We start from the raw sequence: 23198 nt of genomic DNA on the forward strand, positions 1-23198 counted from the left end.
CGATGCGCACGGCCAAGGCCACGGCCAACGTCGCTGCCGGCGCAGTCATGGTCGCCGCCCGAGGTGCTGCCTCGCTCGCTGCTTCCGTCATGGGCAAAGGCGGTTCGAAAGCCAAAGCGAAGGCGAAATAGCCGCGCTTCGGAGGCTGGTTTTTCTATCCCTTGGCCGGGATGGCCAGGCCTTTTTGCACCGCCGGCCGCGCCAGGCCGCGCTCCAGCCATGTTCCCAGATGGGCGAAATCGTCAAAGCCGACGAGTTCGCGCGCTTCGTAGAATCCGATCAGGTTGCGCACCCAACCGAGCAGCGAGATGTCGGCGATGGTGTAGTCATTGCCCATGATCCACTTGCGCCCTTTCAGCCGGCCGTCGAGCACGCCGAGCAGTCGCTTTGACTCGTCGCGATAGCGCTCCAGAGGGCGTTTGTCGGCGATTTCGCGGCCGGCGAATTTGTGGAAGAAGCCGACCTGGCCGAATATTGGCCCGACCGAGGCCATCTGGAAGAACACCCACTGGATGGTCTCGTAGCGGCGCGCGCCATCAATGGGCATGAGCAGGCCGGTCTTTTCAGCAAGGTAGAGCAGGATGGCGCCGGATTCGAACAGGCCGATCGGCTTGCCGTCCGGGCCGTTGGGATCGATGATCGCCGGTATCTTGCCGTTGGGATTGAGCGACAGGAATTCCGGTGTCCAGCTTTCGTTCTGGCCGATGTTGACCCAATGCGGCTCGTAAGGAAGGCCGAGTTCCTCCAGGGCGATCGATATCTTCACCCCGTTCGGCGTTGTCGCCGAATAGAGCTGGAGCTGGTCCGGATGCTTGGCCGGCCAACGCGTTGCGATCGGAAAGGCGGACAGGTCTGCCATGGAAACTCCTGGATGAGGATTCGCGCCGAGCGGCGCGGTTTTGGCGGGTCGGCCAAGGATTAGACGCGGCGCACGGCACGATCAATATGGCGGCGAAGGGTTTCATCGAGCACGGACAGTCAACGGAATGGCCGGCCTGGGGCAGATCCGCCCGCCCCCTAGATCAGACAGCCTTGAAGGCCAGCACGGCATTGGTGCCGCCGAACGCGAAGCCGTTGCTGATCGCGGCGCGCACCTTGCGCTCGCGCGGCACATTCGGCGTGACGTCGAGGTCGCAATCGGGATCGGGCTCACGAAAATTGGCCGTCGGCGGCACGATGCCTTCGCGGATCGCCATCACGCAGGCGATCATCTCCAGCGCACCCGATGCGCCGAGGCAGTGGGCGTGCATCGACTTGGTCGACGACACCGAAAGCTTGTAGGCATGGTCGCCGAAGACGCGCTTGATCGCTGCCGTCTCGATCTGGTCGTTGGCCTTGGTGCCGGTGCCATGGGCGTTGAGGTAGTCGACATCCTCGGGATTGAAGCCGGCATCGGCGAGGCAGGCGCGCATGGCCGCCGTCGGCCCTTCGACGGTCGGCGCGACAATGTCGGAGGCGTCGGCGGAGAGGCCGGCGCCGGCGACCTCGGCAAGGATGGTGGCGCCGCGCGCCATGGCGTGCTCGTACGTCTCCAGGACCGCCATGCCGGCGCCCTCGCCGAGCGACAGTCCCTGGCGGTCGGCCGAAAATGGCCGGCAGGTGTCGGGCGCCAGCACGCGCAATGCTTCCCAGCCCTTCAGGATGCCCCAGACCAGCGGCGCATCGGTGCCGCCGGCGACCATCACGTCGGCGCGGCCAAGTCTGATCTGGTCGACGGCCGAGGCGATGGCGTGGTTGGACGACGAACAGGCCGAGGTGACGCCGAAGACCGGGCCGCGCAGGCCCAGATTCATGCTGACGTGGCCAGAGGCCGCGCTTGGCATGACCTTTGGCACGGTGAAGATGCCGGCGCGGTTCTTGCCCTCGACCAGGATGGCGCGATAGCTCTCCTCGATCGCCTCCCAGCCGCAGACGCCGACGCCGACGACGGTGCCCATCCGATAGGTGGTGGCTTCATTCGAGACCAGGCCGGCGTGCTGCATGGCTTCCCTGGCTGCGATCGTCGCCAGCAGGCTGAAGCGGTCCATCGACACGGTCTGCTTGCGGTCGATGCCGTGATCGGGAAGCGTCTTGATTTCGCAGCCGACCTTGACCTTCAGATCATGCAGTTGGGGACTTGTGATCTGGCCGATGGCCGAGCGGCCGGCGCGCATCTCGTTCCAGATCGCGGGCGCGCTGGTGCCGAGCCCGCAAATGCCGCCCATGCCGGTGATGACAACGCGCTGCCGCATTCAGTTCAGGCTTTTTTCGCGATCAGCGCGCGCACAGCTTCGACCATGTCGCCGACGTTCTTCAGATTGCTCCAGGCGTCGACCGTGTTCATCTCGATCTCGATGCCATACTCTTCCTCAAGATCGAAGATAATCTCCGTCAGCTCGAGCGAATGGATGCCAAGCGAGGTCAATTCGGTGGTGGTGGTGATTTCTTCGCCGCCCGGCTCGGCATGAGCCTTGATCTTCGCGATGATATCCGTTGCCAGCTGGTCGGCCATTCGGTTCCTTCCCCACTATCTCGCGTTTCCCGACGCCGACTGAGCAGCGCCCCTTTTTCTCCTGGTATCAAGCCGCCGTCGTCGTTTAATACCCCCGCCAAGCGCAGCATGACCGTACCAAGGTGGTTCCCTCTATAGAAACCGAAACGTTGTCAAGCAACAAGCTATATCGAACTCCATATCGACAAAGCCGCCGGAGTGCTTAACGTGCAGGCATGGATATGGGCGAACATGGCGGGATTTCGACGCAGCGCGTTGCGGGCGTGGCGCGGCTTTCCTGTGCGCTTGGCGAGGGCCGCACGCGCTTGCGGCGCCTCTATCAGGACGGCGCCGCCAAGATAAGAATGCCGGCCGTCTCGGCCGATCCGCTCGAAGCGGTGCTGATCAACACCGCCGGCGGAATGACGGGCGGCGACCGTATCGCCTGGGACGTGGATGTCGGCGCGGCCGCTTCGGCATCGATCACCACGCAGGCCTGCGAGAAGATCTACCGGGCGGCATCCGACCATGCCGAAGTGCGGGTCAATTTGTCGGTAGGCGAAAACGGCCGCATCGCCTGGCTGCCGCAGGAAACCATCGTCTTCGACCGGGCGGCCTTTGCCCGCACGCTCGACGTCGAGCTTGCCGTCGGCGCCGAGGCGCTGGTGCTGGAAGCCGCCGTCTTCGGCCGCCTGGCGATGGGCGAACGCGCCACGCAGGGCAACTTCCATGACCGCTGGCGTGTGCGTCAGGATGGCGCCCTCGTTCATGCCGAGGATTTCCGCATCGGGCCCGATATCGCCGCAACGCTCGATCGCCCGGCGGTTGCCGGCGGCGCGATCGCGGTGGCGACATTGCTTCTGGTGTCGCCGCGCGCCGAAGCCCTGCTCGATCCGGTTCTGGAGATCGTCGGCGACCAGGGCAGCGCCAGCGCCTGGCGCGTGAAGAAATCTGGCAAGCTTCTTGCGAGGCTCTACGCCGGGGATGGCTACCGGCTGCGCCAGCGGCTGGTTCCACTCGTCGAATTGCTCAACGGAAGGGCGGGGTTGCCCAAATTATGGTCACTATAGGCCTGCCTCTACCAATCCAGGGAAACGCATGAACCTGACGCCGAGGGAAAAGGACAAGCTGCTGATCGCCATGGCGGCGATGGTGGCGCGCAAGCGGCTCGAACGCGGCGTCAAGCTCAACCATCCGGAAGCGATTGCGCTGATCACCGATTTCGTCGTCGAAGGCGCCCGCGACGGCCGTCCGGTTGCCGAACTGATGGAAGCCGGCGCTCATGTCGTCAGCCGCGCGCAAGTCATGGAAGGCATCGCCGAGATGATCCATGACGTGCAGGTCGAGGCGACGTTTCCCGACGGCACCAAGCTGGTGACCGTGCACGAACCGATCCGTTGAGGAGGACAGGATGCTGGAGCTGCGTCCCAACTGCGAATGCTGCGACAAGGACCTGCCGCCCGAGGCGACGGATGCGCTGATCTGCACCTTCGAGTGCACCTTTTGCGCCGGATGCGTGGAACAGGTGTTGGGCGGCATCTGCCCCAATTGCGGCGGTGGTTTTTCGGCGCGGCCGATCCGCCCGGCAGCGATGCTGAAGAAATATCCGGCGTCAGCCAAACGCGTTCTCAAGGCCGAAGGCTGCGGCCCCCGCAAGGCGGCGTGAACACCAGACCGAGCAAAACGAAAGGCAAACAGAATGATATCCGCCAAACGCCTCTGCCTGTCGGCGATCCTGCTGCTGGCCGCCGCCCTGCCGGCCTATGCCCATGTCGGCCTGGGTACCACCTCCTCCTTCACGGCCGGCTTCATGCACCCGCTCTCCGGCCTCGATCACATGACGGTGATGATCGCGGTCGGGCTGTGGGCGGCGCTCAAGGGCGGCAAGGCGGTTCTTGCCTGGCCGGCTGCCTTTGTCGGCGTCATGCTGGTCGGCGGCGCGCTGGGCATGCTGCATATGCCGCTGCCCTTCGTCGAACCGGGCATACTGGCATCGGTCGTGACACTCGGACTGCTGGTGGCGCTGGCGATCGATCTGCCGGTCTCGGCCGGCGTCGCCATCATCGGCCTGTTCGCACTTTTCCACGGCCACGCGCATGGCACCGAGGTGCCGGAGAATGCCGGCGGGCTTGAATACATGGCCGGCTTTGCGATCGCCACGCTGTTGCTGCATGCCACCGGCATCGCCACCGGTCTCGGTCTCGGCATCCGGTTTCGTGGCCTGGCCCGCGCTGCCGGTGCCGCCTGCGCGGCGATCGGCATCGGTCTCGCCTTCGGCATCGTGTGAGGGTGACCATGATCCCCGGTGAAATCATCACGGTGGGCGGCGACATCGAGCTCAACAAGGGCCTGCAGACCGTCACCCTGAAAGTCGCCAACAGCGGCGACCGGCCGATCCAGGTCGGCAGCCACTACCATTTCTTCGAAACCAATGAGGGGCTGAAATTCGACCGCGAACGGGCGCGTGGCATGCGCCTCGACATTGCCGCGGGCACGGCCATGCGCTTCGAGCCGGGCCAGGAGCGCGACGTCACGCTGGTGCCGCTCGGCGGCAAGCGCGAGGTCTACGGATTTCAGCAGAAGGTGATGGGCAAGCTGTGAGATCTTCCGGCGCGCTCAGCTCAGTTCGATGGCTTGGCCGCGGCGTAGATGACGATCTTTCCGGGATTGTCGAATTCGACGGCGAGGACATCCTGCGCCTGCACGCGCCGCGATTCGATGGCGTTGAACAGCAGCGCGTTGGCCTCGATCTCCTTGCGCAGCTCCGTAATGTCGTCCTGATGCTGCTTGACCTTGGCCTCGATCTCCGGCGGCGGGCCGCCTTCGCTGCGCGCGGCGTCGGTGAGGAACACGATGTCGACCTTGTCGAGCTTGGATGTCTTGCGCACCGTGCCGATGTTTTCACGCGTGCGGTCGATCGCCGTGTTGACGTTGCCGGCCTCGGTGTTGGCCTTGGCCTCTTCCTGCTTGACCTGCGAGCCGACGATGCGATTGACGGTCTCCGTGCTTTCCAGTCCTTGCGCCTTCAGTCCGGCAGCAGGACCAGCCGCCGCCAGGAACGTCATGGCGGCGACTGCCTGCATTCTGGTCGAGAAAGAAGTGATCGCCATCGCTCGCTCCTGAGAGAAATCGTTTCGGGGCGCGGGTTAGCGCGAAAAGAACAAAACGAATCCGGCCCGGCGAAGGTTCCTTTCCCGATGCGGCCGGCCGGCCGGATGCCGGCCCGCCATGCCGTGGCGTCAGCTCGCCTTCTTGGTGATCAGGGTCAGTGCGCCATTGGGTTCCATACTGGCTGCGACCACCTGCGCCGAGGTCATTCCCTTGGCCTCGAGCGCCGACTTGACCTTGGGTGTGGCGTCGATCGAGCTGCGCAGTTTCTTCAAGCCGTCATCGCCGCGCTGGGCGATCACCTGGTTGACCTGCGTCTGGGTGTCCTTTGGCAGCTCCGTGATGTCGACGATGTTGACGCTCTGGATCGTCGGCACCGCGGGCTGAGCCTGGGGCGTGGCTGGAGCAGGCGTTGCCGGCGCCGGAGCGGGCTGTGGCGCGGGTTGCTGCTGGGCACTGGCGGCGCCCGCCAGCATCAGGCTGGCGGCGGCGGCAAGAACTATCGTTTTGCGCATGGATTTTCCTTTCCATCGATTGGCAAACGGTCGGTCTGGGGTGACGCCCTAACCTCAACCGCCAAATGGGATCAGAAGGTGTCGCCCAGCAGGTCATTGCGTGACCATAGGATGGCAGCAATGTGCAGCCGCGCTTCAATCCAACCGCATTTCGGCAAACCGCATTTCGGGAGCAATCGCTGATGGCCAGAATTACCCGCGCCGCCTACGCGCAGATGTACGGCCCGACGGTCGGCGACAGAGTACGGCTTGCCGACACCGAACTGTTCATCGAGGTCGAGAAGGATCTCACCATCCATGGCGAAGAGGTGAAATTCGGCGGCGGCAAGGTGATCCGCGACGGCATGGGCCAGAGCCAGGTTTCCAGGGCGCAAGGCGCCGTCGATACCGTGATCACCAACGCGCTGGTGATCGATGCCAGTGCAGGCATCTTCAAGGCCGACATCGGCCTCAGGGACGGGCGCATCGCGGCCATCGGCAAGGCCGGCAATCCGGACACGCAGGATGGCGTCACCATCATCATCGGCCCCGGCACCGAGATCATCGCCGGCGAAGGCAAGATCCTGACATCAGGCGGCTTCGACGCGCATATCCACTTCATCTGCCCGCAGCAGATCGAGGAAGCGCTGATGTCAGGCATCACCACCATGCTCGGCGGCGGCACGGGCCCGGCGCACGGCACGCTGGCCACCACCTGCACGCCGGGGCCATGGCACATGGCCCGCATGATCCAGTCCTTCGACGCCTTTCCGATGAACATCGGCCTGTCGGGCAAGGGCAATGCCTCGCTGCCCGCCGCGCTCGAGGAAATGGTGCTGGGCGGCGCCTGCTCGCTGAAGCTGCACGAGGACTGGGGCACGACGCCGGCGGCCATCGATTGCTGCCTGTCGGTCGCCGACGATTACGACGTGCAGGTGATGATCCACACCGACACACTGAACGAATCCGGCTTTGTCGAGAACACGGTCGCCGCCATCAAGGGCCGCACCATCCACGCCTTCCACACCGAGGGCGCCGGCGGCGGCCACGCGCCCGACATCATCAAGGTCTGCGGCCTGCCCAACGTCATCCCGTCCTCGACCAATCCGACGCGGCCCTACACGGTCAACACGCTGGCCGAGCATCTCGACATGCTGATGGTCTGCCATCATCTGTCGCCGTCGATCCCCGAAGACATCGCCTTTGCCGAAAGCCGCATCCGCAAGGAGACCATCGCGGCGGAAGACATTTTGCACGACATCGGCGCCTTCTCGATCATCTCGTCGGATTCGCAGGCCATGGGCCGCGTCGGCGAAGTCGCGATCCGGACCTGGCAGACCGCCGACAAGATGAAACGCCAGCGCGGCTCGCTGCCGCAGGAGACCGGCAACAACGACAATTTCCGCGTCCGCCGCTACATCGCCAAATACACGATCAACCCGGCCATCGCGCATGGGCTGTCGAAAGACATCGGCTCGATCGCGGTTGGCAAACGCGCCGACCTGGTGCTGTGGAACCCGGCCTTCTTCGGCGTCAAGCCGGACATGGTGCTGATCGGCGGCATGATCGCCGCCGCCCCGATGGGCGACCCCAACGCCTCGATCCCGACGCCGCAGCCGATGCATTACCGGCCGATGTTCGGCGCCTATGGCAAGGCCAGGACCAACTCGTCGGTGACCTTCGTTTCGAAGGCAGCGCTCGAGTCGGGACTGCATGGCAGGCTCGGTGTCGACAAGCAGTTCGTCGCCGTCGAAAACACCCGCGGCGGCATCGGCAAGCATTCGATGGTGCTCAACGACGCCACGCCGCATGTCGAGGTCGATCCGGAAACCTACGAGGTGCGCGCCGACGGCGAGTTGCTGACCTGTGAGCCGGCGACGGTGCTGCCGATGGCGCAACGGTATTTTCTGTTTTGAAGCGGCGCTTCCACCGGGCGAGCATTATCCGTTGCAGCCCTTGGTGGAAGGCAGCACTATGCGGCCAACCAACAGCTGCATTGTGATCGAGCATGACCACCGAAATCGCTTCCGCCCACGACATCTTCCCGCACATCCGCATCGTCATGGGCATGGTGATCGGGCTTGGTGTCGCCCGCCTGCTGTCGGGGGTGGCGCGCATCGTCCAGCATCCCGGCCAGTACAAGCTCTATACCGTGCATCTGGCCTGGGTCGTCTCGGTGCTCCTGATGCTGGTGCATTTCTGGTGGTGGGAGTTCGGCCTCTACGCCGTCGAGATCTGGACCTTCGGCAAATATTTGTTCATCATTTTCTACGCGATCACGCTGTTCCTGCTGTGCGCGCTTTTGTTCCCAGATTCGATGCTGGACTACACCAGCTACGAGGATTTCTTCTATTCGCGCCGGGCGTGGTTCTTCGGCCTGCTGGCGGCGACCTATCTGCTCGACGTGGTCGACACGCTGCTGAAGGGGCCGGAGCATTTCGCCCGCTTCGGCAGCGAGTATCTGTTCCGCACGCCGGTCTTCGTCGCGCTCTGCATCATCGCGATCCTGGTGCGCGACCGCCGCTTCCACATCGCCTTTGTCACGGCGGCGCTTATCTATCAGATATCGTTCATCCTGCGGCTCTTCGACACCATCGTCTGAACGAACGCGATGATCTAGCTTGTTGGGGAAAGGCAGGGTTCGACATGTACAAGGCCGTTGGATCGCGCGTGTGCGGGCACAAGCAAATGGGAAATCCATGAAATGAAGCTCAACCTCAACACCGACTTCACCAAATTCCCGCGCGCCGTCTCGGTGCTGTCCGCCGGCGCTGCCGGAACCACCCTACCGTCCGGCCGGGCCATTCTCGCCCATGACGAGCGGCATCTGCGCCGCCGGGCCATCGAACTTGCCGACGGCGGCAAGGTGCTGGTCGACCTGCCCGAACCCGTCGCCTTGAACGATGGCGACCGGCTGGTGCTGGAGAATGGCGGCCATATCGAGATCATCGCGGCACCGGAAGAGGTCTACGACATCCGCGCCCGCGATGGCGTGCATCTGGCCGAACTCGCCTGGCATATCGGCAACCGCCATCTCGCGGCAGGCATCGAGGCCGGACGCATCCTCATCCTGCGCGACCATGTCATCAAGGCGATGCTGGAGGGGCTGGGCGCCACCGTGACCGACGTTTCCGAACCGTTCAAGCCGGTGCGCGGCGCCTATTCCGGGCATGGCGGGCAAAGCCACGATCACGGCCATGCGCATGCCCACAGCCACGCCGAAGCGCACAGCCATTCTCATGGCGAAGCGCGTTCCCATTCGCACAGTCATGCCGGCCATCACCACGATCATGACTGACCAGCCTTCGAACATCGCCCTGCTGCGGCTGATGGCGTGGCTGTCGCCTGCCTTTCCGGTCGGCGGCTTTTCCTACAGCCATGGTCTCGAGCGGGCGGTGCATGACGGGTTGGTTGCCGATGCCGGGAGCCTCGCCGGCTGGCTGGAGACGCTGGTCGAGATGGGCTCGGGCTGGAACGACGCCGTGCTGTTCGCCGAGAGCTGGCGCCGGGCATGCGGCACCGGTGATCTCGATGAAGTGGCGGCACTCGCCGAAGCCCTGGCCGGCTCGCGCGAACGCCATACCGAGACCATGCTGCAGGGTGGAGCCTTCCTCAAAGCGGCGGCCGCCTGGCCTAATCCGGTGCTGGAGCGCCTGCCGGCCGAATGCGCCTATTGCGTCGCCGTCGGCGCCATTGCGGGTGGCAACGGCATCGCGCTTCAGGATGCGCTGTCAGCCTTCCTGCAAACCTTCTTCTCCAACCTTGTGCAGGCAGCGATCCGGCTTGGCATCGTCGGCCAGAGCGGCGCGACCACGTTGTTAGCCGGCTTCGAGCCGCTGGCCCTGGCGACCGCAAGCCGCGCCGCGCGCTCGACACTCGACGATCTCGGTGGCTGCGCCTTCGTCTCCGATGTCATGGCGATGAAGCATGAAACCCAATATTCGCGACTGTTCCGCTCATGATTTTTCTCGCCTTCTCGCTTTCGACTGTTCTGCTCCTGATCACCGCGCTGCATGTCTATTGGAGTCTTGGCGGCATCTGGCCGGGCCAGGATGCGGCCTCCTGCGCCCGTGCCGTGGTCGGCTTTCGCGGCGTCGATGAGATGCCGACGCCGTTCGCCAGTTTCGCCGTTGCCGCATGCCTCTGCTTGGCGACACTATGGCCGCTGGCGCTCATGGGAGTCTTCGCTTCACCCTTCCCCAAGGAGGGTCTCGCCGCCACGTCGCTGCTCATCGGTCTGGTGTTCCTGGGACGCGGCATAGCCGGCTTCACGCCGTGGTGGCGGCGGCTGACGCCTGAACAGCCTTTCGCGCGGCTCGATGTCCGCTATTATTCGCCGCTGTGCCTGTTGATCGGGCTCGGCTTTGCCATCCTCGCCATCACGGAGTTTCCCGCATGACACAGACAAATGGTCCGCTGCGCGTCGGCATTGGCGGCCCGGTCGGTTCGGGCAAGACGACGCTGACCGAAAAACTGTGCAAGGCGCTGCGCGACGAGTTTTCCATCGCCGTCGTCACCAACGACATCTACACCAAGGAAGACGCCATGATGCTGGCGCGGCTGCAGGCGCTGCCCGAGGACCGCATCATGGGTGTCGAGACCGGCGGCTGCCCGCATACCGCGATCCGCGAGGATGCCTCGATCAATCTGCAGGCGATCGCGCAGATGAACAGGAAGTTCCCGGACCTCGACATCGTCTTCATCGAATCCGGCGGCGACAACCTTGCCGCCACCTTCTCGCCGGATCTCGCCGACCTGACGCTCTATGTCATCTCGGTCTGCCAGGGCGAGGAGATTCCGCGCAAGGGCGGGCCGGCGATCACCCGCTCCGATTTCCTGGTCATCAACAAGAGCGATCTGGCACCCTACGTGAACGTCAATCTCGATGTCATGGAGAGCGACGCCGGCCGCATGCGCGGCAAGCGGCCGTTCGGCTTCACGGACCTGTCGCGCGGCAAGGGACTGCAGGAGGTGATCGATTTCATCATCGAGCATGGCGGCCTGCGAGCCGGCGCTGCCGCTGCCAGCACGGCGGCGTGAGCATCCCTGCACCAACCAAAACCGGTTGCGGGAATGGGCTGGCCACGGCATTCTTGCCGAAACCGGAGAATTTTTCGATGAGCCTTGCCCGTCTGCAAAAGGAAACGCTGACCAACCTGCCCTACTATGAGGAGCGCGTCGATCTCGCCTGTGCCTTCCGCTGGACGGCGCGGCTCAACATGCACGAGGCGGTGGCCAATCATTTCTCGCTGGCCGTCAATGATGAGGGCACACAATTCCTCATGAACCCCAACCAGGTGCATTTCTCGCGCATCAAGGCGAGCGACCTTCTGATGATCGATGCCAACGATCCGGAAACGCTCTCCGGCCCCAATGCGCCCGACCCGACGGCGTGGGGGCTGCATGGCGCCATCCATCGCAATGTGCGTCACGCGCGCTGCGTCATGCATGTGCACTCGATCCACGCCACGGTGCTGGCATCGCTCGCTGACTCGACATTGCCGCCGATCGACCAGAATTCGGCGATGTTCTTCAACCGCCATGTGGTCGACGCGCACTATGGCGGGCTGGCCTTCGAGGAGGAGGGCGAGCGCTGCTCGCAGCTTCTCGTCGATCCCAAGGTCAAGGTGATGGTGATGGGCAATCACGGCGTGCTGGTCATCGGCGACACGGTCGCCGATGCCTTCAACCGCATGTTCTATTTCGAGCGCGCCGCCGAGACCTACATCAAGGCGCTGTGGACCGGCCGCCCGCTGCGCACGCTGTCCGACGCGATCGCCGAAAAGGCGGCGAGCGAGATGGACGATTACCCCGGCCAGGCCGAACGCCATCTCAGCGAGTTGAAGGCGATCCTCGACGAGCAGGAACCGGTCTACCGGAATTGAGCGTCCTTCTCCCCATGCCGTCACTATACGGGGAGAAGGTGCCGGCAGGCGGATGAGGGGCGGCGCCGACCTGGGCGGTTTTCCTCAGAGCCCCAGCTCTTTCCCCAATTCCTCGGCGCTGTTGATGACGATGGCGCCGGGCGGGCCTTCCATCGGCTTTTCCGGCCAGAAGATCGTCTTCATTCCCGCCGCCAGCCCTGCCATGGCGCCCGGCCAGCTGTCGTCGATCGCTACCGCCTGCGCGGGATCGACATCGGCCAGATACGCGGCGCGCAGGAATGGCTCGGCATGCGGCTTGCCTTCGCGCACGTCGTTGCGGCTGATCGTCTTCATGCCGGGGTAGATCAGGCCGACCATGCTCAAATTGGCGTCGACGATCATCCGGTCCGAATTCGAGACCACGGCCTGCTGGATGCCTCTTGCACGCAGCTCGTTGAAGATCTCGATCGCGCCGGGGCGCGGCTTCAAGCTCTCCACCAGCGGCAGGTAGTGTTCGTATTTGCGCAGGATCCAGTCGTCGAAAGGCAGGTCCAGGCCGAACTCGTCGCGCATCATCTCGTAGACCGGCAAGGCGGCGACGCCGAGCACGCGCTCATGCAGATCGTCCGGCGGGACAAGGCCGACATTGCGCATCGCCGCCACCAGGGCAGCTTCGTGCAGCGGTTCGCTGTCGACCAGCGTGCCGTCCATGTCCCAGAAAACCGCTTTCGGCGTCATGCGAGGCTCCTTTTTGCCATCCCTTAAAGGGTTTGAGCCGGGAGATAAACCTTCGGAGCGCAAGAACGTGCCGCCTGCCGGGACCGCAGCCAAGTCTCTTGGCGAGACGGACATCGTGGGGAGACGAGAAACTGGGCCGTGCCTACGCCGAGGGACAGCAAGCAATTGCCCCCGAGATTTGACAATTGCGCAGCAGGCCGTTCCCTGCGAAAGTGGGCATGGGCCGCTCTCATGACCGGCGGTCTCGGGAGGCAGGACTTTGAATAGCCGGCAGGATGGTGGCAGCAACAGGCTGGACGATGCGGCACGTGCCGGCTGGCTTTATTATGTTGCCGGCAACACACAGGACCAGATCGCTTCGACGCTTGGCATCTCGCGGCAAACGGCGCAGCGGCTGGTATCGCTGGCGGTGTCGGAGGGCTTGATCAAGGTTCGCGTCGACCATCCGATCGCCAACTGCCTCGATCTGGCGGCACGGCTGAGATCGCGCTTTGCGCTCGATCTGGTCGAAGTGGTGCCGAGCGACCCCAACTCGTCCTCGACCACGATCGGCATCGCCGAGGCGGCTGCCGCCGAGATCGAGCGACGGTTGCGTTCACCGACGCCGATCGTCATGGCGATCGGCACCGGGCGCACGCTGAAGGCGGCGATCGAGCAGCTGCCGCCGATGGAATGCCCGCAACACAAGGTGGTGTCGTTGACCGGCAACATCTCGCCGGACGGTTCGGCCGCCTTCTACAATGTCATCTTCACCATGGCCGACAGGGTCAAGGCACGCTCCTTCCCGATGCCGCTGCCGGTCATCGCCTCGTCGCCGGAGGAGCGTGAGATGCTGCTCAACCAGCCGATGATCCAGCCGACGCTTGCGCTTGCCGCCGAGGCCGACGTCACCTTCATCGGCATCGGCGACCTCGGCCCCAAGGCGCCGCTCTACGAGGACGGCTTCATTTCGGAGAGCGAATTGAAGGCGCTGCAGAAAGCCGGCGGCATCGCCGAGATCGTCGGCTGGGTGTTCGATAGGGAGGGCCGCATGATCGAGGGCATCACCAACGACCGGGTGTCGTCGGCGTCGCTGCCGTCACGCGAGAAATCGCTGGTCATCGCACTGGCGATGGGAGAACGAAAGCTGCCGGGCATTCTGGCGGCCGCGAACCGGCGGCTGATCAACGGCCTCATCACCGATGAACGGACCGCCGCCGCGCTGCTCGCCAGCATCTGACCGGAAGCACAACTGATCTGCGATAAAACCAACCGCGCTAGCTGTGCCGCCCGAAAGGGTCGTTGCCATCGAGAAAACCGAGATCGCGCTGCAGATGCGGCGACAGGTCCCTGATGTCGAGATGTGCCCGTTTTTTGGCTGCGAACCAGCCGAATCCATCCGTCAGCCACGAAAACCAGCGATGATCGGGTGCGGAAGTGCATTTTTGCTGCGCCATGGTCATGATCGTCAACCTTCGCTATCCTGAACCCGAATGACGGGTTGACTGGAAATGTCGGTCTTGACGGCGGCCTTTGCCAATCGAACGTCGATAAGGACCCATAAGGAGGCTTTATGCCGGACCTCAGCTCTCGGCAGGTTTCACAGCTTCCGCCGCTGCAGGCGATCCGGGTGTTCGAAGCGGTGGCGCGGCATCTTTCCTTCACCAAGGCGGCCGAGGAACTTGCCATGACGCAAGCGGCGGTCAGCTATCAGATCAAGGTGCTGGAGGAACGGGTCGGCGCGCCGCTGTTCCTGCGCCGGCCGCGCCAGATCGCACTCACCGAGGCTGGACAGCGCCTTGCGCCAGCGGTCAGCGAGGCCTTCGCCATTCTCGGCCAGGCCTATGCGGCGGCGCGTGGCGGCGCCGACGGATTGCTGTGCGTCACGACGGTGCTGACCTTTGCCTCGAACTGGCTGGCGCACCATCTGGGCTCATTCCAGATCGCTCATCCCTCCCTTGCCGTGCGGCTCGAAACATCGAGCCGGCTGACGGATTTCGCCCGCGAGGATGTCGACCTCGCCATCCGGTCGGGCGGCGGCAAATGGCCGGGGCTGGAAGCCTACAAGCTGCTCGATGCCGATTTCACGCCGATGCTGAGCCCGAAGCTCGCGGCAAGCATCGGCGGCGTCAGGGAACCGGCGGACCTGTTGCGGCTGCCGATCCTCGATCCCGGCGACATCTGGTGGACGCAATGGTTCGAGGCTGCCGGCGTGCACTCGCACGATCTCGCCAAACGGCCCGGCAGCAGCATGGGCGCGCAGGCCTATGAGGCCAATGCGGCGATCGCCGGTCATGGCGTCGCGATCCTGACCAGGGCGCTGTTCAAGGCGGAACTTGCCGGTGGGCGCCTGATCCAGCCTTTCGATCTGGTTGGCGACGACGGCCATGCCTTTTGGCTGGTCTACCCCGAAGCGCGCCGCAACGTGCCGAAGATCCGTGCCTTCCGCGACTGGCTGCTGGCCGAGATCGCCTGCTGACCGGCAGGCTTGCGGGCTGCACCTGGCCTCACAGATCTATCCGCTGTTGCCGCACTGTATCCGGCCGGGACGCTCTTCGTCCTGGCAATTTCCGCTCGTCCCGGCCTGCGGTGTCGCCCGGGTGCTGCGCTGCAGCATCGAATCCGACTTGACATAATTCACGCCAAGTGAGTAATTGCCCAAAGCCAAGGCAAATGCTCATCTTGGTTCAAGGGAGGAATTTGATGAAACTTCGCACGCTCACCCTGGGCTTGTTGTCGGCCAGCACGCTTGCGTTCGCCGCACATGCCGAATCCATCACCATCGCCACCGTCAACAATGGCGATATGGTCCGCATGCAAAAGCTGACCGAGGACTTCACCAAGGCGAACCCCGACATCCAGCTCAACTGGGTTACGCTCGAAGAGAATGTGCTGCGCGAGCGCGTCACCACCGACATCGCCACCAAGGGCGGCCAGTACGACGTGATGACCATCGGCACCTATGAGGTTCCGATCTGGGCCAAGCAGAGCTGGCTTTTGCCGCTCGACAAGCTCGGCGACGACTACGACGCCAAGGACATCATCCCGGCCATTGCTGGCGGCCTTTCGGTCGACGGCAAGCTCTATGCCGCGCCCTTCTACGGCGAAAGCTCCTTCGTCATGTACCGCAAGGACCTGATGGACAAGGCCGGGCTGAAGATGCCCGACGCGCCGACCTGGGACTTCATCAAGCAGGCCGCCGACAAGATGACCGACCGCGCCAATGGCGTGAACGGCGTGTGCCTGCGCGGCAAGGCCGGCTGGGGCGAGAACATGGCTTTCCTGACCGCCATGTCGAACTCCTTCGGCGCCCGCTGGTTCGACGAGAACTGGAAGCCGCAGTTCGATCAGCCGGAATGGAAGAACACGTTGCAGTTCTATGTCGACCTGATGAAGGCCGACGGCCCCGAGGGGGCTTCCTCCAACGGCTTCAACGAAAACCTGGCGCTGTTCCAGCAGGGCAAATGCGGCATGTGGATCGACGCCACGGTCGCCGCGTCCTTCGTTTCGGACCCGAAGAACTCCACCGTCGCCGATAAGGTCGGCTATGCGCTGGCGCCCGACAATGGCCTGGGCAAGCGCGGCAACTGGCTGTGGGCCTGGTCGCTGGCCATCCCCGCCGGCACGCAGAAAGCGGATGCCGCCGAGAAGTTCGTCTCCTGGGCGACCAGCAAGCACTATGCGGAGCTCGTCGCTTCGAAGGAAGGCTGGGCCAACGTTCCTCCGGGCACGCGCTCCTCGCTCTACGCCAATGCCGAGTACCAGAAGGCGGCTCCGTTCGCCAAGATGACGCTGGACTCCATCAATGCCGCCGATCCGACGCATCCGACGGTCAAGCCGGTGCCCTATGTCGGCGTCCAGTTCGTCGCCATCCCTGAGTTCCAGGGCCTTGGCACCACGGTCGGCCAGCTCTTCTCGGCGGCGCTTGCCGGCCAGTCGAGCGTCGACGACGCGCTGAAGCAGGCCCAGGACGCTGCCACCGCGGCAATGACCGAGGGCGGATACATCAAGTAAGGCTCCTCCCGGTGCCGACTGCCGGTCGCCTCCTTGACCGGCAACGGCCGCCCGAGTTCCCAGTTCGGGCGGCCGCCTTTAACGCCTTTTGAAAATTCCGTCTGACCAGTGAGGGTGACCGTCATGGCTACTCAGCAGACCCGTTCGCTTGCCCGTTTCATGATGGCGCCATCCGTGGTGCTGCTGTTCGTCTGGATGATCGTGCCGCTGGTCATCACCATCTGGTTCTCCTTCCAGCAGTACAACCCGCTCAATCCGATCCGCGACGGCTTCGTCGGCTTCTCGAATTACGCGCTGTTCTATTCCAACCCGGCCTTCCTGCAGTCGATCCTCAACACGCTCACCTTGGTGGTCAGCGTGCTCCTGATCACGGTGATCGGCGGCATCCTTCTGGCGCTGCTGATCGACCAGCCGATGTGGGGCCAGGGCATCGTGCGCATCCTCGTCATCTCTCCGTTCTTCGTCATGCCGCCGGTGGCCGCATTGGTCTGGAAGAACATGATCATGCACCCGCAATACGGGGTGTTCGCCGACATAGCCCGCATCTTCGGGGCCCAGCCGATCGACTGGTTCGGGCAACATCCGATGCTGGCGATCATCATCATCGTCGCCTGGCAGTGGCTGCCCTTCGCGACGCTCATTCTTCTGACCGCGCTGCAGTCGCTCGACGGCGAGCAGAAGGAAGCCGCCGAGATGGACGGCGCCGGGTTCATCAGCCGCTTCATCTATCTGACGCTGCCGCACATGTCGCGCGCCATCACGGTCGTCATCCTGATCCAGACGATCTTCCTTCTCTCGGTCTATGCCGAGATCCTCGTCACCACCAATGGCGGCCCGGGATATGCCTCCACCAACCTGCCCTTCCTCGTCTACCAGAAGGCGTTGCTGGAGTTCAAAATCGGCCAGGCATCCGCCGGCGGTGTGATCGCCGTCATTCTCGCCAATATCGTTGCCTTCTTCGCCATGCGCGCCGTCGGCAAGAACCTGGACAAGTAAGGGAGGCTACGATGGCACGCTCAGTCACCACCCGGCACAAGACGATCGCGACGGTTGCCGCCTGGATCGTCGCCCTGCTGATCTTCTTCCCGATCCTCTACACGATCATCACCTCGTTCAAGTCGGAGCAGGAAGCCATCCAGGGCTTCAGCATCATCCCGTCGGGAACGTTCGAGAGCTATACCGAGGTCCAGGCACAGAGCGGCTACTTCAAGTTCTTCTTCAACTCGGTGCTGCTCTCGGTCGGCTCGACCATCCTGGCCCTGCTGGTCGCCATACCCGCGGCATGGTCGATGGCCTTCTCGCCGACCAAGCGGACCAAGGACATCTTGATGTGGATGCTGTCCACCAAGATGATGCCGGCGGTCGCGGTGCTGTTCCCGATCTACCTGATCTTCCGCGACACAGGCCTGCTCGACAGCCGCATCGGCCTCATGATCATGCTGATGCTGATCAACCTGCCGATCGTGGTGTGGATGCTCTACACCTATTTCCGCGAAATCCCTGGCGAGATCCTGGAAGCGGCGCGCATGGACGGCGCATCGCTGTGGAACGAGATCGTCTATGTGCTGACGCCGATGGCGGTGCCGGGCATCGCCTCGACAATGCTGCTCAACATCATCCTGGCCTGGAACGAGGCGTTCTGGACGATCCGGCTGACGACGACGGAAGCCGCACCCCTGACCGCCTTCATCAGCTCGTTCTCAAGCCCGCAAGGCCTGTTCTGGGCGAAGCTTTCGGCCGCCTCGACGCTGGCCATCGCGCCGATCCTGATCATGGGCTGGTTCAGCCAGAAGCAGCTGGTGCGCGGCCTGACATTTGGTGCGGTGAAATAACGGAATTGCCCGAAGCAATCGGCAGAAATAACCCCTCGGGGAGGAAACCATGGGAAACATCACGCTCAAGAACGTCTCGAAATCCTTCGGAGCGACGTCCATCATCCCCGGTCTCGACCTGGTGATCGAGAATGGCGAGTTCGTCGTCTTTGTCGGCCCGTCGGGTTGCGGCAAGTCAACGCTGCTGCGCCTGATCGCCGGGCTCGAGGACACCAGCGGCGGCTCCATCAACATCGACGGCCGCGACGTCACCGGCGAGGCACCGGCCAAGCGCAAGCTCGCCATGGTGTTCCAGTCTTACGCGCTCTATCCGCACATGACGGTGGCCAAGAACATCGGCTTCCCGCTGAAGATGGCCGGTGAGGACAAGGCGACCATCGACAAGAAGGTGGGAGACGCGGCGCGCGTGCTCAACCTGACCAACTATCTCGAACGCCGGCCCGGCCAGCTTTCAGGCGGCCAGCGCCAGCGCGTCGCGATCGGCCGCGCCATCGTGCGTCAGCCGACCGCCTTCCTGTTCGACGAACCGCTGTCCAATCTCGATGCGGCACTGCGCGGCACCATGCGGCTGGAGATCAGCGAGCTGCACCATCAGCTCAAGACCACCATGATCTACGTTACCCACGATCAGGTCGAAGCGATGACCATGGCCGACAAGATCGTCGTGCTGAACGCCGGCAACATCGAGCAGGTCGGCTCGCCGATGGAGCTCTACAAGACGCCGAAGAACCTGTTCGTCGCCAGCTTTATCGGCTCGCCGAAGATGAACCTGATCGAGGGCGCGCCGGCTGCCAAAAACGGCGCCAAGACCATCGGCATCCGTCCCGAACACCTGGAGATCTCGACCACGGCGGGCGAATGGAAGGCGGTCGTCGGCGTCGCCGAGCATCTCGGCTCCGACACCTTCCTGCACGTCCAGGCCGACGGCGTCGGTCCGCTGACCGTGCGCGCCGACGGCGAACTCGGCGTCCATCACGGCGACACCATTTACCTGACACCAGACAAGGCCAAGCTGCATCGCTTTGGCGCCGACGGAAAGGCAATCTGAACATGCGACTGGCCGGCAAATCCGCGCTGATCACGGGTTCGGCCCGCGGCATCGGCAGAGCCTTCGCCGAAGCCTATGCCGGCGAAGGCGCAACCGTCGCCATCGCCGACATCAATCTCGAGGCGGCGCAGAAGACGGCCGCAGAGATTGGCGGCAAGGCCTATGCGGTCAAGCTCGACGTCACCGACCTCGCCTCGATCGAGGCGGCGGTGAAAGCCGTCGAGACGAAGACCGGTGGCCTCGATATCCTGATCAACAACGCCGCCCTGTTCGACCTGGCGCCGATCGTCGAAATCACCAGGGCAAGCTACGACAAGTTGTTTTCCGTCAATGTCGCCGGCACGCTGTTCATGCTGCAGGCAGCCGCCCGCTCGATGATCGCGCGAGGCAAGGGCGGCAGGATCATCAACATGGCGAGCCAGGCCGGACGGCGCGGCGAGGCGCTGGTCGGCGTCTATTGCGCCACCAAGGCCGCCGTCATCTCGCTGACCCAGTCGGCGGGGCTCGACCTGATCAAGCACCGCATCAACGTCAACGCGATTGCCCCTGGCGTCGTCGACGGCGAGCACTGGGATCACGTCGATTCGCTGTTCGCCAAATATGAGAACCGGCCGAGGGGCGAGAAGAAGAAGCTGGTTGGCGAGGCGGTGCCGTATGGCCGCATGGGCACGGCGCAGGACCTCACCGGCATGGCTGTGTTTCTCGCCAGCAGCGACGCCGAATACATCGTCGCCCAGACCTACAATGTCGATGGCGGCCAGTGGATGAGTTGAGGGCGGGGGACGGCCTCTGCTCCTCGTCCCTCCGCGGGGAGCAGAGGCCGACTTCAGCGGGCGCGTAGCAAGTGCCACCCCTTATCCTCTCCCCGACGGGGAGAGGAGCGTAACGAAGGCCGAAACCCGGCCAAAGGGTAAAACAGATGACCGTGAAACTCTCGTCCTCTAACCTCTCCAAGCTGCCCGCCAACGTCGCAGGTCCGAAGTATGACCGCGCGACGCTGAAGGCCGGCATCGTGCATTTCGGCGTCGGCAATTTCCACCGCTCGCATCAGGCCGTCTATCTCGACGATCTGTTCAATGCGGGCATCGGCCATGACTGGGCGCTGATCGGTGCCGGCGTGTTCGACGGTGAAAAGATCGGCCGCGGCAAACTGGAAGAGCAGGACTGGCTGACCACGGTGGTCGAGCAGGACTCTGGCCATATGAATGCCCGCGTCACCGGCGCGATGATCGACTTCCTGATGCCTGGCGATGCGGCCGGTGTCATCAAACGGCTTGCCGACCCGGCGATCAAGATCGTTTCGCTGACCATCACCGAAGGCGGCTACTTTATCGATCCGGCTTCCGGCGTGTTCAACCCGATCCATCCCGACATCGTCGCCGACGCGCAGGCCGGCGCCACGCCGAAGACGGTGTTCGGCATCATTCTTGCCGGGCTGATGCGCCGCCGCGATGAAGGCACCGTGCCGTTCACCGTCATGTCGTGCGACAACATTCCCCACAACGGCCATGTCACCTCGGATGGCGTCATCGGCCTGGCCCGTTTGATCGACGAGGATCTGGCGAACTGGGTCAGCGAGCATGTCGCCTTTCCGAACGGCATGGTCGATCGCATCACGCCGGCCACCACCGACCGCGAGCGCGGCATCCTGGCCAAGGATTTCGGCCTCGAGGACAACTGGCCGGTGTTCTGCGAGCCGTTCCGGCAGTGGGTGCTGGAGGACCATTTCACCGATGGCCGGCCGCCGCTGGAAAAGGTCGGCGTGCAGTTCGTCAAAGACGTTGCGCCTTATGAACTGATGAAAATCCGCATCCTCAATGGCGGCCATGCAGCGATCGCCTATCCGGCCGGCCTGATGGACATCCATTTCGTGCATGAGGCGATGCAGGAGCCGCTGGTGAGCGGTTTTCTGGCCAAGCTCGAACGGGACGAAATCATCCCGACGGTGCCGCCGGTGCCGGACACGGTTCTGGAAGACTATTACCAGCTCATCGAGAGCCGCTTCTCCAACCCGAAGATCGGCGACACGGTGCGCCGGCTCTGCCTCGACGGCTCCAACCGCCAGCCGAAGTTCATCATCCCGACCATCGCCGACCGGCTGAAGGCTGGGAAAAGCGTCGCCGGCCTGGCGCTGGAATCGGCATTGTGGTGCCGCTATTGCTTCGGCACGACGGACAGCGGCGCCGTCATCGAGCCCAACGACCCGAGTTGGGACCGGCTGCAGGCGACGGCAAAGGCAGCAAAGGACGCTCCCGCCGCCTGGCTCGCCATGGAGGACATCTATGGCGATGTCGGCCGCGCAACGGCGTTTGTCGAGGCCTTTGCCCATGCGCTCAACGTGCTGTGGGCGAATGGCGCGCGCGCCACGCTGACGCGCTACCTCGCCGGCAAGCTCTGAGAGCCATTCTCGGCCATGACGCCTGAACTGGTCATTTTCGACTGCGATGGCGTGCTGGTCGACAGCGAGGCGCTCTCCGTCTCGGCGCTGCTCGGCATGGTCAGGCTTGCCGGCGGCAGCGTCAGTGAGGATGCCGCCTACGAGCATTTCCTCGGCAAGAGCATGAAAAGCGTGCGCGAGATCCTCGGCCGCGACTTCGGGCTCGATATTACCGACCTGCACCTGACCGAGATGCGCGTCGAATTGATGCGCAAATTCCGCGAGGAGCTGAAGCCGATCGCCGGTGTCAAGAAGATGCTGCCGAAGCTTGAGCTGCCGTTCTGTGTCGCGTCCTCGGGCACGCTCGACCGCATCCGCTACGCGCTCGACGTCACCGGATTGCTTGGGCTGATGGAACCGCACCTGTTCAGTGCCACCATGGTGGCCAAGGGAAAGCCCGCGCCGGACCTGTTCCTGCATGCTGCCGCCAGCATGCGGGCCCATCCACGCAAATGCCTCGTCATCGAGGACAGCCCGGCCGGCATCATTGCCGCGCGGGCGGCGGGGATGCGCGTGTTTGCCTTCACCGGCGGCTCGCACGCCGGCAACCCGACCTTGAAAGCGCGGCTTGCGTCGAGTGAACCGGACTTTATATTCGCTGACATGCTGCAATTGCCCGATCTGATTGCAGGCCTGGGAGCGAGAGACAGAGCATCTTGACGAAACAGTTCGTTTGCGCGGTCGATGTCGGCACCGGGAGCGCTCGCGCGGGCATTCTCGACACCAACGGCACCTTGCTCGGCCGCGCCGAGCGGCCGATCGCCATGAACCAGCCGAAGCCCGATCACGCCGAACATGATTCGCGCGATATCTGGTCGGCCGTCTGCGCCGCCGTGCGCGCTGCCCGCGAAAAGGCCGGCATAGCTGCCGAGGAGGTCGTCGGCATCTCCTTCGATGCCACCTGTTCGCTGGTGGTGCGCGACCGGCAAGGCGGCCAGCTCAGCATCTCGACCACGGGCGACAAGCGCTGGGACACCATCGTCTGGCTCGACCACCGCGCCATCGCGGAGGCCGACGAATGCACGGCAAGCGGCCATGCCGTGCTGAATTACGTCGGTGGCGTCATGTCGCCGGAAATGGCGACACCGAAGCTGATGTGGCTGAAGCGCAATTTGCCGGAGACCTGGAATGAAGCCGGCTATTTATTCGATCTCACCGATTTCCTGACCTGGCAAGCGACAGGTTCGCTGGCCCGCTCGCAATGCACGCTGACC

The 23198-nt window shown here is 63.9% G+C and carries 29 protein-coding genes; 22 read left to right on the plus strand and 7 right to left on the minus strand.

The genetic code is table 11. The features are described 5' to 3' along the window. Window positions 1-154: 154 nt before the first annotated feature. The 3 genes from EN925_RS01410 to EN925_RS01420 form a co-directional block, all read right to left on the minus strand. Complete coding sequence (locus tag EN925_RS01410; protein WP_127370464.1) at window positions 155-859, minus strand: glutathione S-transferase N-terminal domain-containing protein; 705 nt, start codon at window positions 857-859, stop codon at window positions 155-157. A gap of 163 nt (window positions 860-1022) precedes the next feature. Beyond that, window positions 1023-2231: a beta-ketoacyl-[acyl-carrier-protein] synthase family protein gene (locus EN925_RS01415; RefSeq protein ID WP_013528392.1), complete on the minus strand. Its 1209-nt coding sequence runs from the start codon at window positions 2229-2231 to the stop codon at window positions 1023-1025. A 5-nt stretch (window positions 2232-2236) separates the two neighbouring features. Continuing rightward, window positions 2237-2491: an acyl carrier protein gene (locus EN925_RS01420; RefSeq protein ID WP_013528393.1), complete on the minus strand. Its 255-nt coding sequence runs from the start codon at window positions 2489-2491 to the stop codon at window positions 2237-2239. Between the two features lie 221 nt (window positions 2492-2712). Between EN925_RS01420 and EN925_RS01425 the strand changes: the two genes are divergently transcribed. The 5 genes from EN925_RS01425 to EN925_RS01445 are packed head-to-tail and all read left to right on the plus strand — an operon-like array spanning window position 2713 to window position 5071. Continuing rightward, window positions 2713-3540, plus strand: a complete 828-nt coding sequence (locus EN925_RS01425; RefSeq protein WP_084015581.1) for an urease accessory protein UreD — start codon at window positions 2713-2715, stop codon at window positions 3538-3540. A 28-nt stretch (window positions 3541-3568) separates the two neighbouring features. After that, window positions 3569-3871 carry an urease subunit gamma gene (locus EN925_RS01430; protein WP_013528395.1) on the plus strand — a complete coding sequence of 101 codons (303 nt, stop codon included), beginning with the start codon at window positions 3569-3571 and terminating at the stop codon, window positions 3869-3871. A 10-nt stretch (window positions 3872-3881) separates the two neighbouring features. Further along, window positions 3882-4136 carry a DUF1272 domain-containing protein gene (locus EN925_RS01435; RefSeq protein ID WP_013528396.1) on the plus strand — a complete coding sequence of 85 codons (255 nt, stop codon included), beginning with the start codon at window positions 3882-3884 and terminating at the stop codon, window positions 4134-4136. Between the two features lie 33 nt (window positions 4137-4169). Continuing rightward, complete coding sequence (locus tag EN925_RS01440) at window positions 4170-4757, plus strand: HupE/UreJ family protein (protein WP_064992831.1); 588 nt, start codon at window positions 4170-4172, stop codon at window positions 4755-4757. Window positions 4758-4765: 8 nt separating this feature from the next. Continuing rightward, a complete protein-coding gene (locus EN925_RS01445) occupies window positions 4766-5071 on the plus strand; it encodes an urease subunit beta (protein WP_013528398.1) in 306 nt (101 codons plus the stop codon). A 20-nt stretch (window positions 5072-5091) separates the two neighbouring features. Here the strand turns inward: EN925_RS01445 and EN925_RS01450 are convergent, their stop codons facing one another. Beyond that, window positions 5092-5580 (minus strand): hypothetical protein, encoded by a 489-nt coding sequence (locus tag EN925_RS01450; RefSeq protein WP_063170973.1) that lies wholly within the window; start codon window positions 5578-5580, stop codon window positions 5092-5094. Between the two features lie 129 nt (window positions 5581-5709). Then, entirely contained in the window at window positions 5710-6093 is a 384-nt protein-coding gene (locus tag EN925_RS01455; protein ID WP_013528400.1) for a hypothetical protein, read from the minus strand. Window positions 6094-6272: 179 nt separating this feature from the next. Here EN925_RS01455 and ureC point away from each other — a divergent pair, with 179 nt between their 5' ends. The 7 genes from ureC (at window position 6273) to EN925_RS01490 (ending at window position 11957) form a co-directional block, all read left to right on the plus strand. Next, window positions 6273-7988 (plus strand): urease subunit alpha, encoded by a 1716-nt coding sequence (ureC, locus tag EN925_RS01460; RefSeq protein ID WP_164753580.1) that lies wholly within the window; start codon window positions 6273-6275, stop codon window positions 7986-7988. Between the two features lie 92 nt (window positions 7989-8080). Continuing rightward, window positions 8081-8674 (plus strand): hypothetical protein, encoded by a 594-nt coding sequence (locus EN925_RS01465; RefSeq protein ID WP_027161070.1) that lies wholly within the window; start codon window positions 8081-8083, stop codon window positions 8672-8674. Window positions 8675-8776: 102 nt separating this feature from the next. Continuing rightward, window positions 8777-9370 (plus strand): urease accessory protein UreE, encoded by a 594-nt coding sequence (gene ureE / locus EN925_RS01470; RefSeq protein ID WP_127369236.1) that lies wholly within the window; start codon window positions 8777-8779, stop codon window positions 9368-9370. After that, window positions 9363-10034: an urease accessory protein UreF gene (locus EN925_RS01475; RefSeq protein WP_063170432.1), complete on the plus strand. Its 672-nt coding sequence runs from the start codon at window positions 9363-9365 to the stop codon at window positions 10032-10034. The genes ureE and EN925_RS01475 overlap by 8 nt, the downstream gene beginning before the upstream one ends. Further along, the gene (locus EN925_RS01480) at window positions 10031-10471 is read left to right on the plus strand and encodes a DUF3995 domain-containing protein (protein ID WP_127384817.1); all 441 of its coding nucleotides are present in this window, start codon (window positions 10031-10033) and stop codon (window positions 10469-10471) included. Before EN925_RS01475 ends, EN925_RS01480 begins: the two co-directional genes overlap by 4 nt. Then, complete coding sequence (gene ureG / locus EN925_RS01485) at window positions 10468-11112, plus strand: urease accessory protein UreG (protein ID WP_013528407.1); 645 nt, start codon at window positions 10468-10470, stop codon at window positions 11110-11112. Before EN925_RS01480 ends, ureG begins: the two co-directional genes overlap by 4 nt. A gap of 77 nt (window positions 11113-11189) precedes the next feature. Beyond that, entirely contained in the window at window positions 11190-11957 is a 768-nt protein-coding gene (locus EN925_RS01490; protein ID WP_024502042.1) for a class II aldolase and adducin N-terminal domain-containing protein, read from the plus strand. An 84-nt stretch (window positions 11958-12041) separates the two neighbouring features. Here the strand turns inward: EN925_RS01490 and EN925_RS01495 are convergent, their stop codons facing one another. Next, on the minus strand, window positions 12042-12674 hold the full coding sequence (locus EN925_RS01495) for an HAD family phosphatase (protein ID WP_127370269.1): 633 nt from the start codon (window positions 12672-12674) through the stop codon (window positions 12042-12044). A gap of 259 nt (window positions 12675-12933) precedes the next feature. Between EN925_RS01495 and EN925_RS01500 the strand changes: the two genes are divergently transcribed. After that, window positions 12934-13893 (plus strand): sugar-binding transcriptional regulator, encoded by a 960-nt coding sequence (locus EN925_RS01500; protein ID WP_013528410.1) that lies wholly within the window; start codon window positions 12934-12936, stop codon window positions 13891-13893. 37 nt (window positions 13894-13930) lie between these two features. On the opposite strand, the gene EN925_RS01505 is transcribed toward EN925_RS01500, so the two are convergent. Further along, window positions 13931-14116 carry a hypothetical protein gene (locus EN925_RS01505; RefSeq protein WP_013528411.1) on the minus strand — a complete coding sequence of 62 codons (186 nt, stop codon included), beginning with the start codon at window positions 14114-14116 and terminating at the stop codon, window positions 13931-13933. 110 nt (window positions 14117-14226) lie between these two features. Here EN925_RS01505 and gcvA point away from each other — a divergent pair, with 110 nt between their 5' ends. The 9 genes from gcvA to EN925_RS01550 all read left to right on the plus strand — a co-directional run. Then, window positions 14227-15132 carry a transcriptional regulator GcvA gene (gcvA, locus tag EN925_RS01510; RefSeq protein ID WP_013528412.1) on the plus strand — a complete coding sequence of 302 codons (906 nt, stop codon included), beginning with the start codon at window positions 14227-14229 and terminating at the stop codon, window positions 15130-15132. Between the two features lie 224 nt (window positions 15133-15356). Then, on the plus strand, window positions 15357-16667 hold the full coding sequence (locus EN925_RS01515; RefSeq protein WP_013528413.1) for a sugar ABC transporter substrate-binding protein: 1311 nt from the start codon (window positions 15357-15359) through the stop codon (window positions 16665-16667). 123 nt (window positions 16668-16790) lie between these two features. Further along, a complete protein-coding gene (locus tag EN925_RS01520; RefSeq protein ID WP_127384818.1) occupies window positions 16791-17663 on the plus strand; it encodes a sugar ABC transporter permease in 873 nt (290 codons plus the stop codon). Between the two features lie 11 nt (window positions 17664-17674). Next, window positions 17675-18499 (plus strand): carbohydrate ABC transporter permease, encoded by an 825-nt coding sequence (locus EN925_RS01525; RefSeq protein ID WP_013528415.1) that lies wholly within the window; start codon window positions 17675-17677, stop codon window positions 18497-18499. Between the two features lie 49 nt (window positions 18500-18548). After that, window positions 18549-19547, plus strand: coding sequence for an ABC transporter ATP-binding protein (locus EN925_RS01530; protein ID WP_013528416.1), 999 nt, complete (start codon window positions 18549-18551; stop codon window positions 19545-19547). Between the two features lie 2 nt (window positions 19548-19549). Then, the gene (locus tag EN925_RS01535) at window positions 19550-20320 is read left to right on the plus strand and encodes an L-iditol 2-dehydrogenase (protein ID WP_013528417.1); all 771 of its coding nucleotides are present in this window, start codon (window positions 19550-19552) and stop codon (window positions 20318-20320) included. Between the two features lie 146 nt (window positions 20321-20466). Continuing rightward, on the plus strand, window positions 20467-21945 hold the full coding sequence (locus EN925_RS01540) for a mannitol dehydrogenase family protein (protein ID WP_127369287.1): 1479 nt from the start codon (window positions 20467-20469) through the stop codon (window positions 21943-21945). A 15-nt stretch (window positions 21946-21960) separates the two neighbouring features. Further along, window positions 21961-22644 (plus strand): HAD family hydrolase, encoded by a 684-nt coding sequence (locus tag EN925_RS01545; RefSeq protein ID WP_127369288.1) that lies wholly within the window; start codon window positions 21961-21963, stop codon window positions 22642-22644. Beyond that, the coding region (locus EN925_RS01550) for an FGGY family carbohydrate kinase (protein WP_245487198.1) at window positions 22641-23198 on the plus strand (558 nt) is incomplete at its 3' end. The genes EN925_RS01545 and EN925_RS01550, both read left to right, overlap by 4 nt.

Origin of the sequence: Mesorhizobium sp. M7A.F.Ca.US.006.04.2.1, assembly GCF_004022915.1 — a bacterium.
GTDB lineage: Bacteria > Pseudomonadota > Alphaproteobacteria > Rhizobiales > Rhizobiaceae > Mesorhizobium > Mesorhizobium ciceri.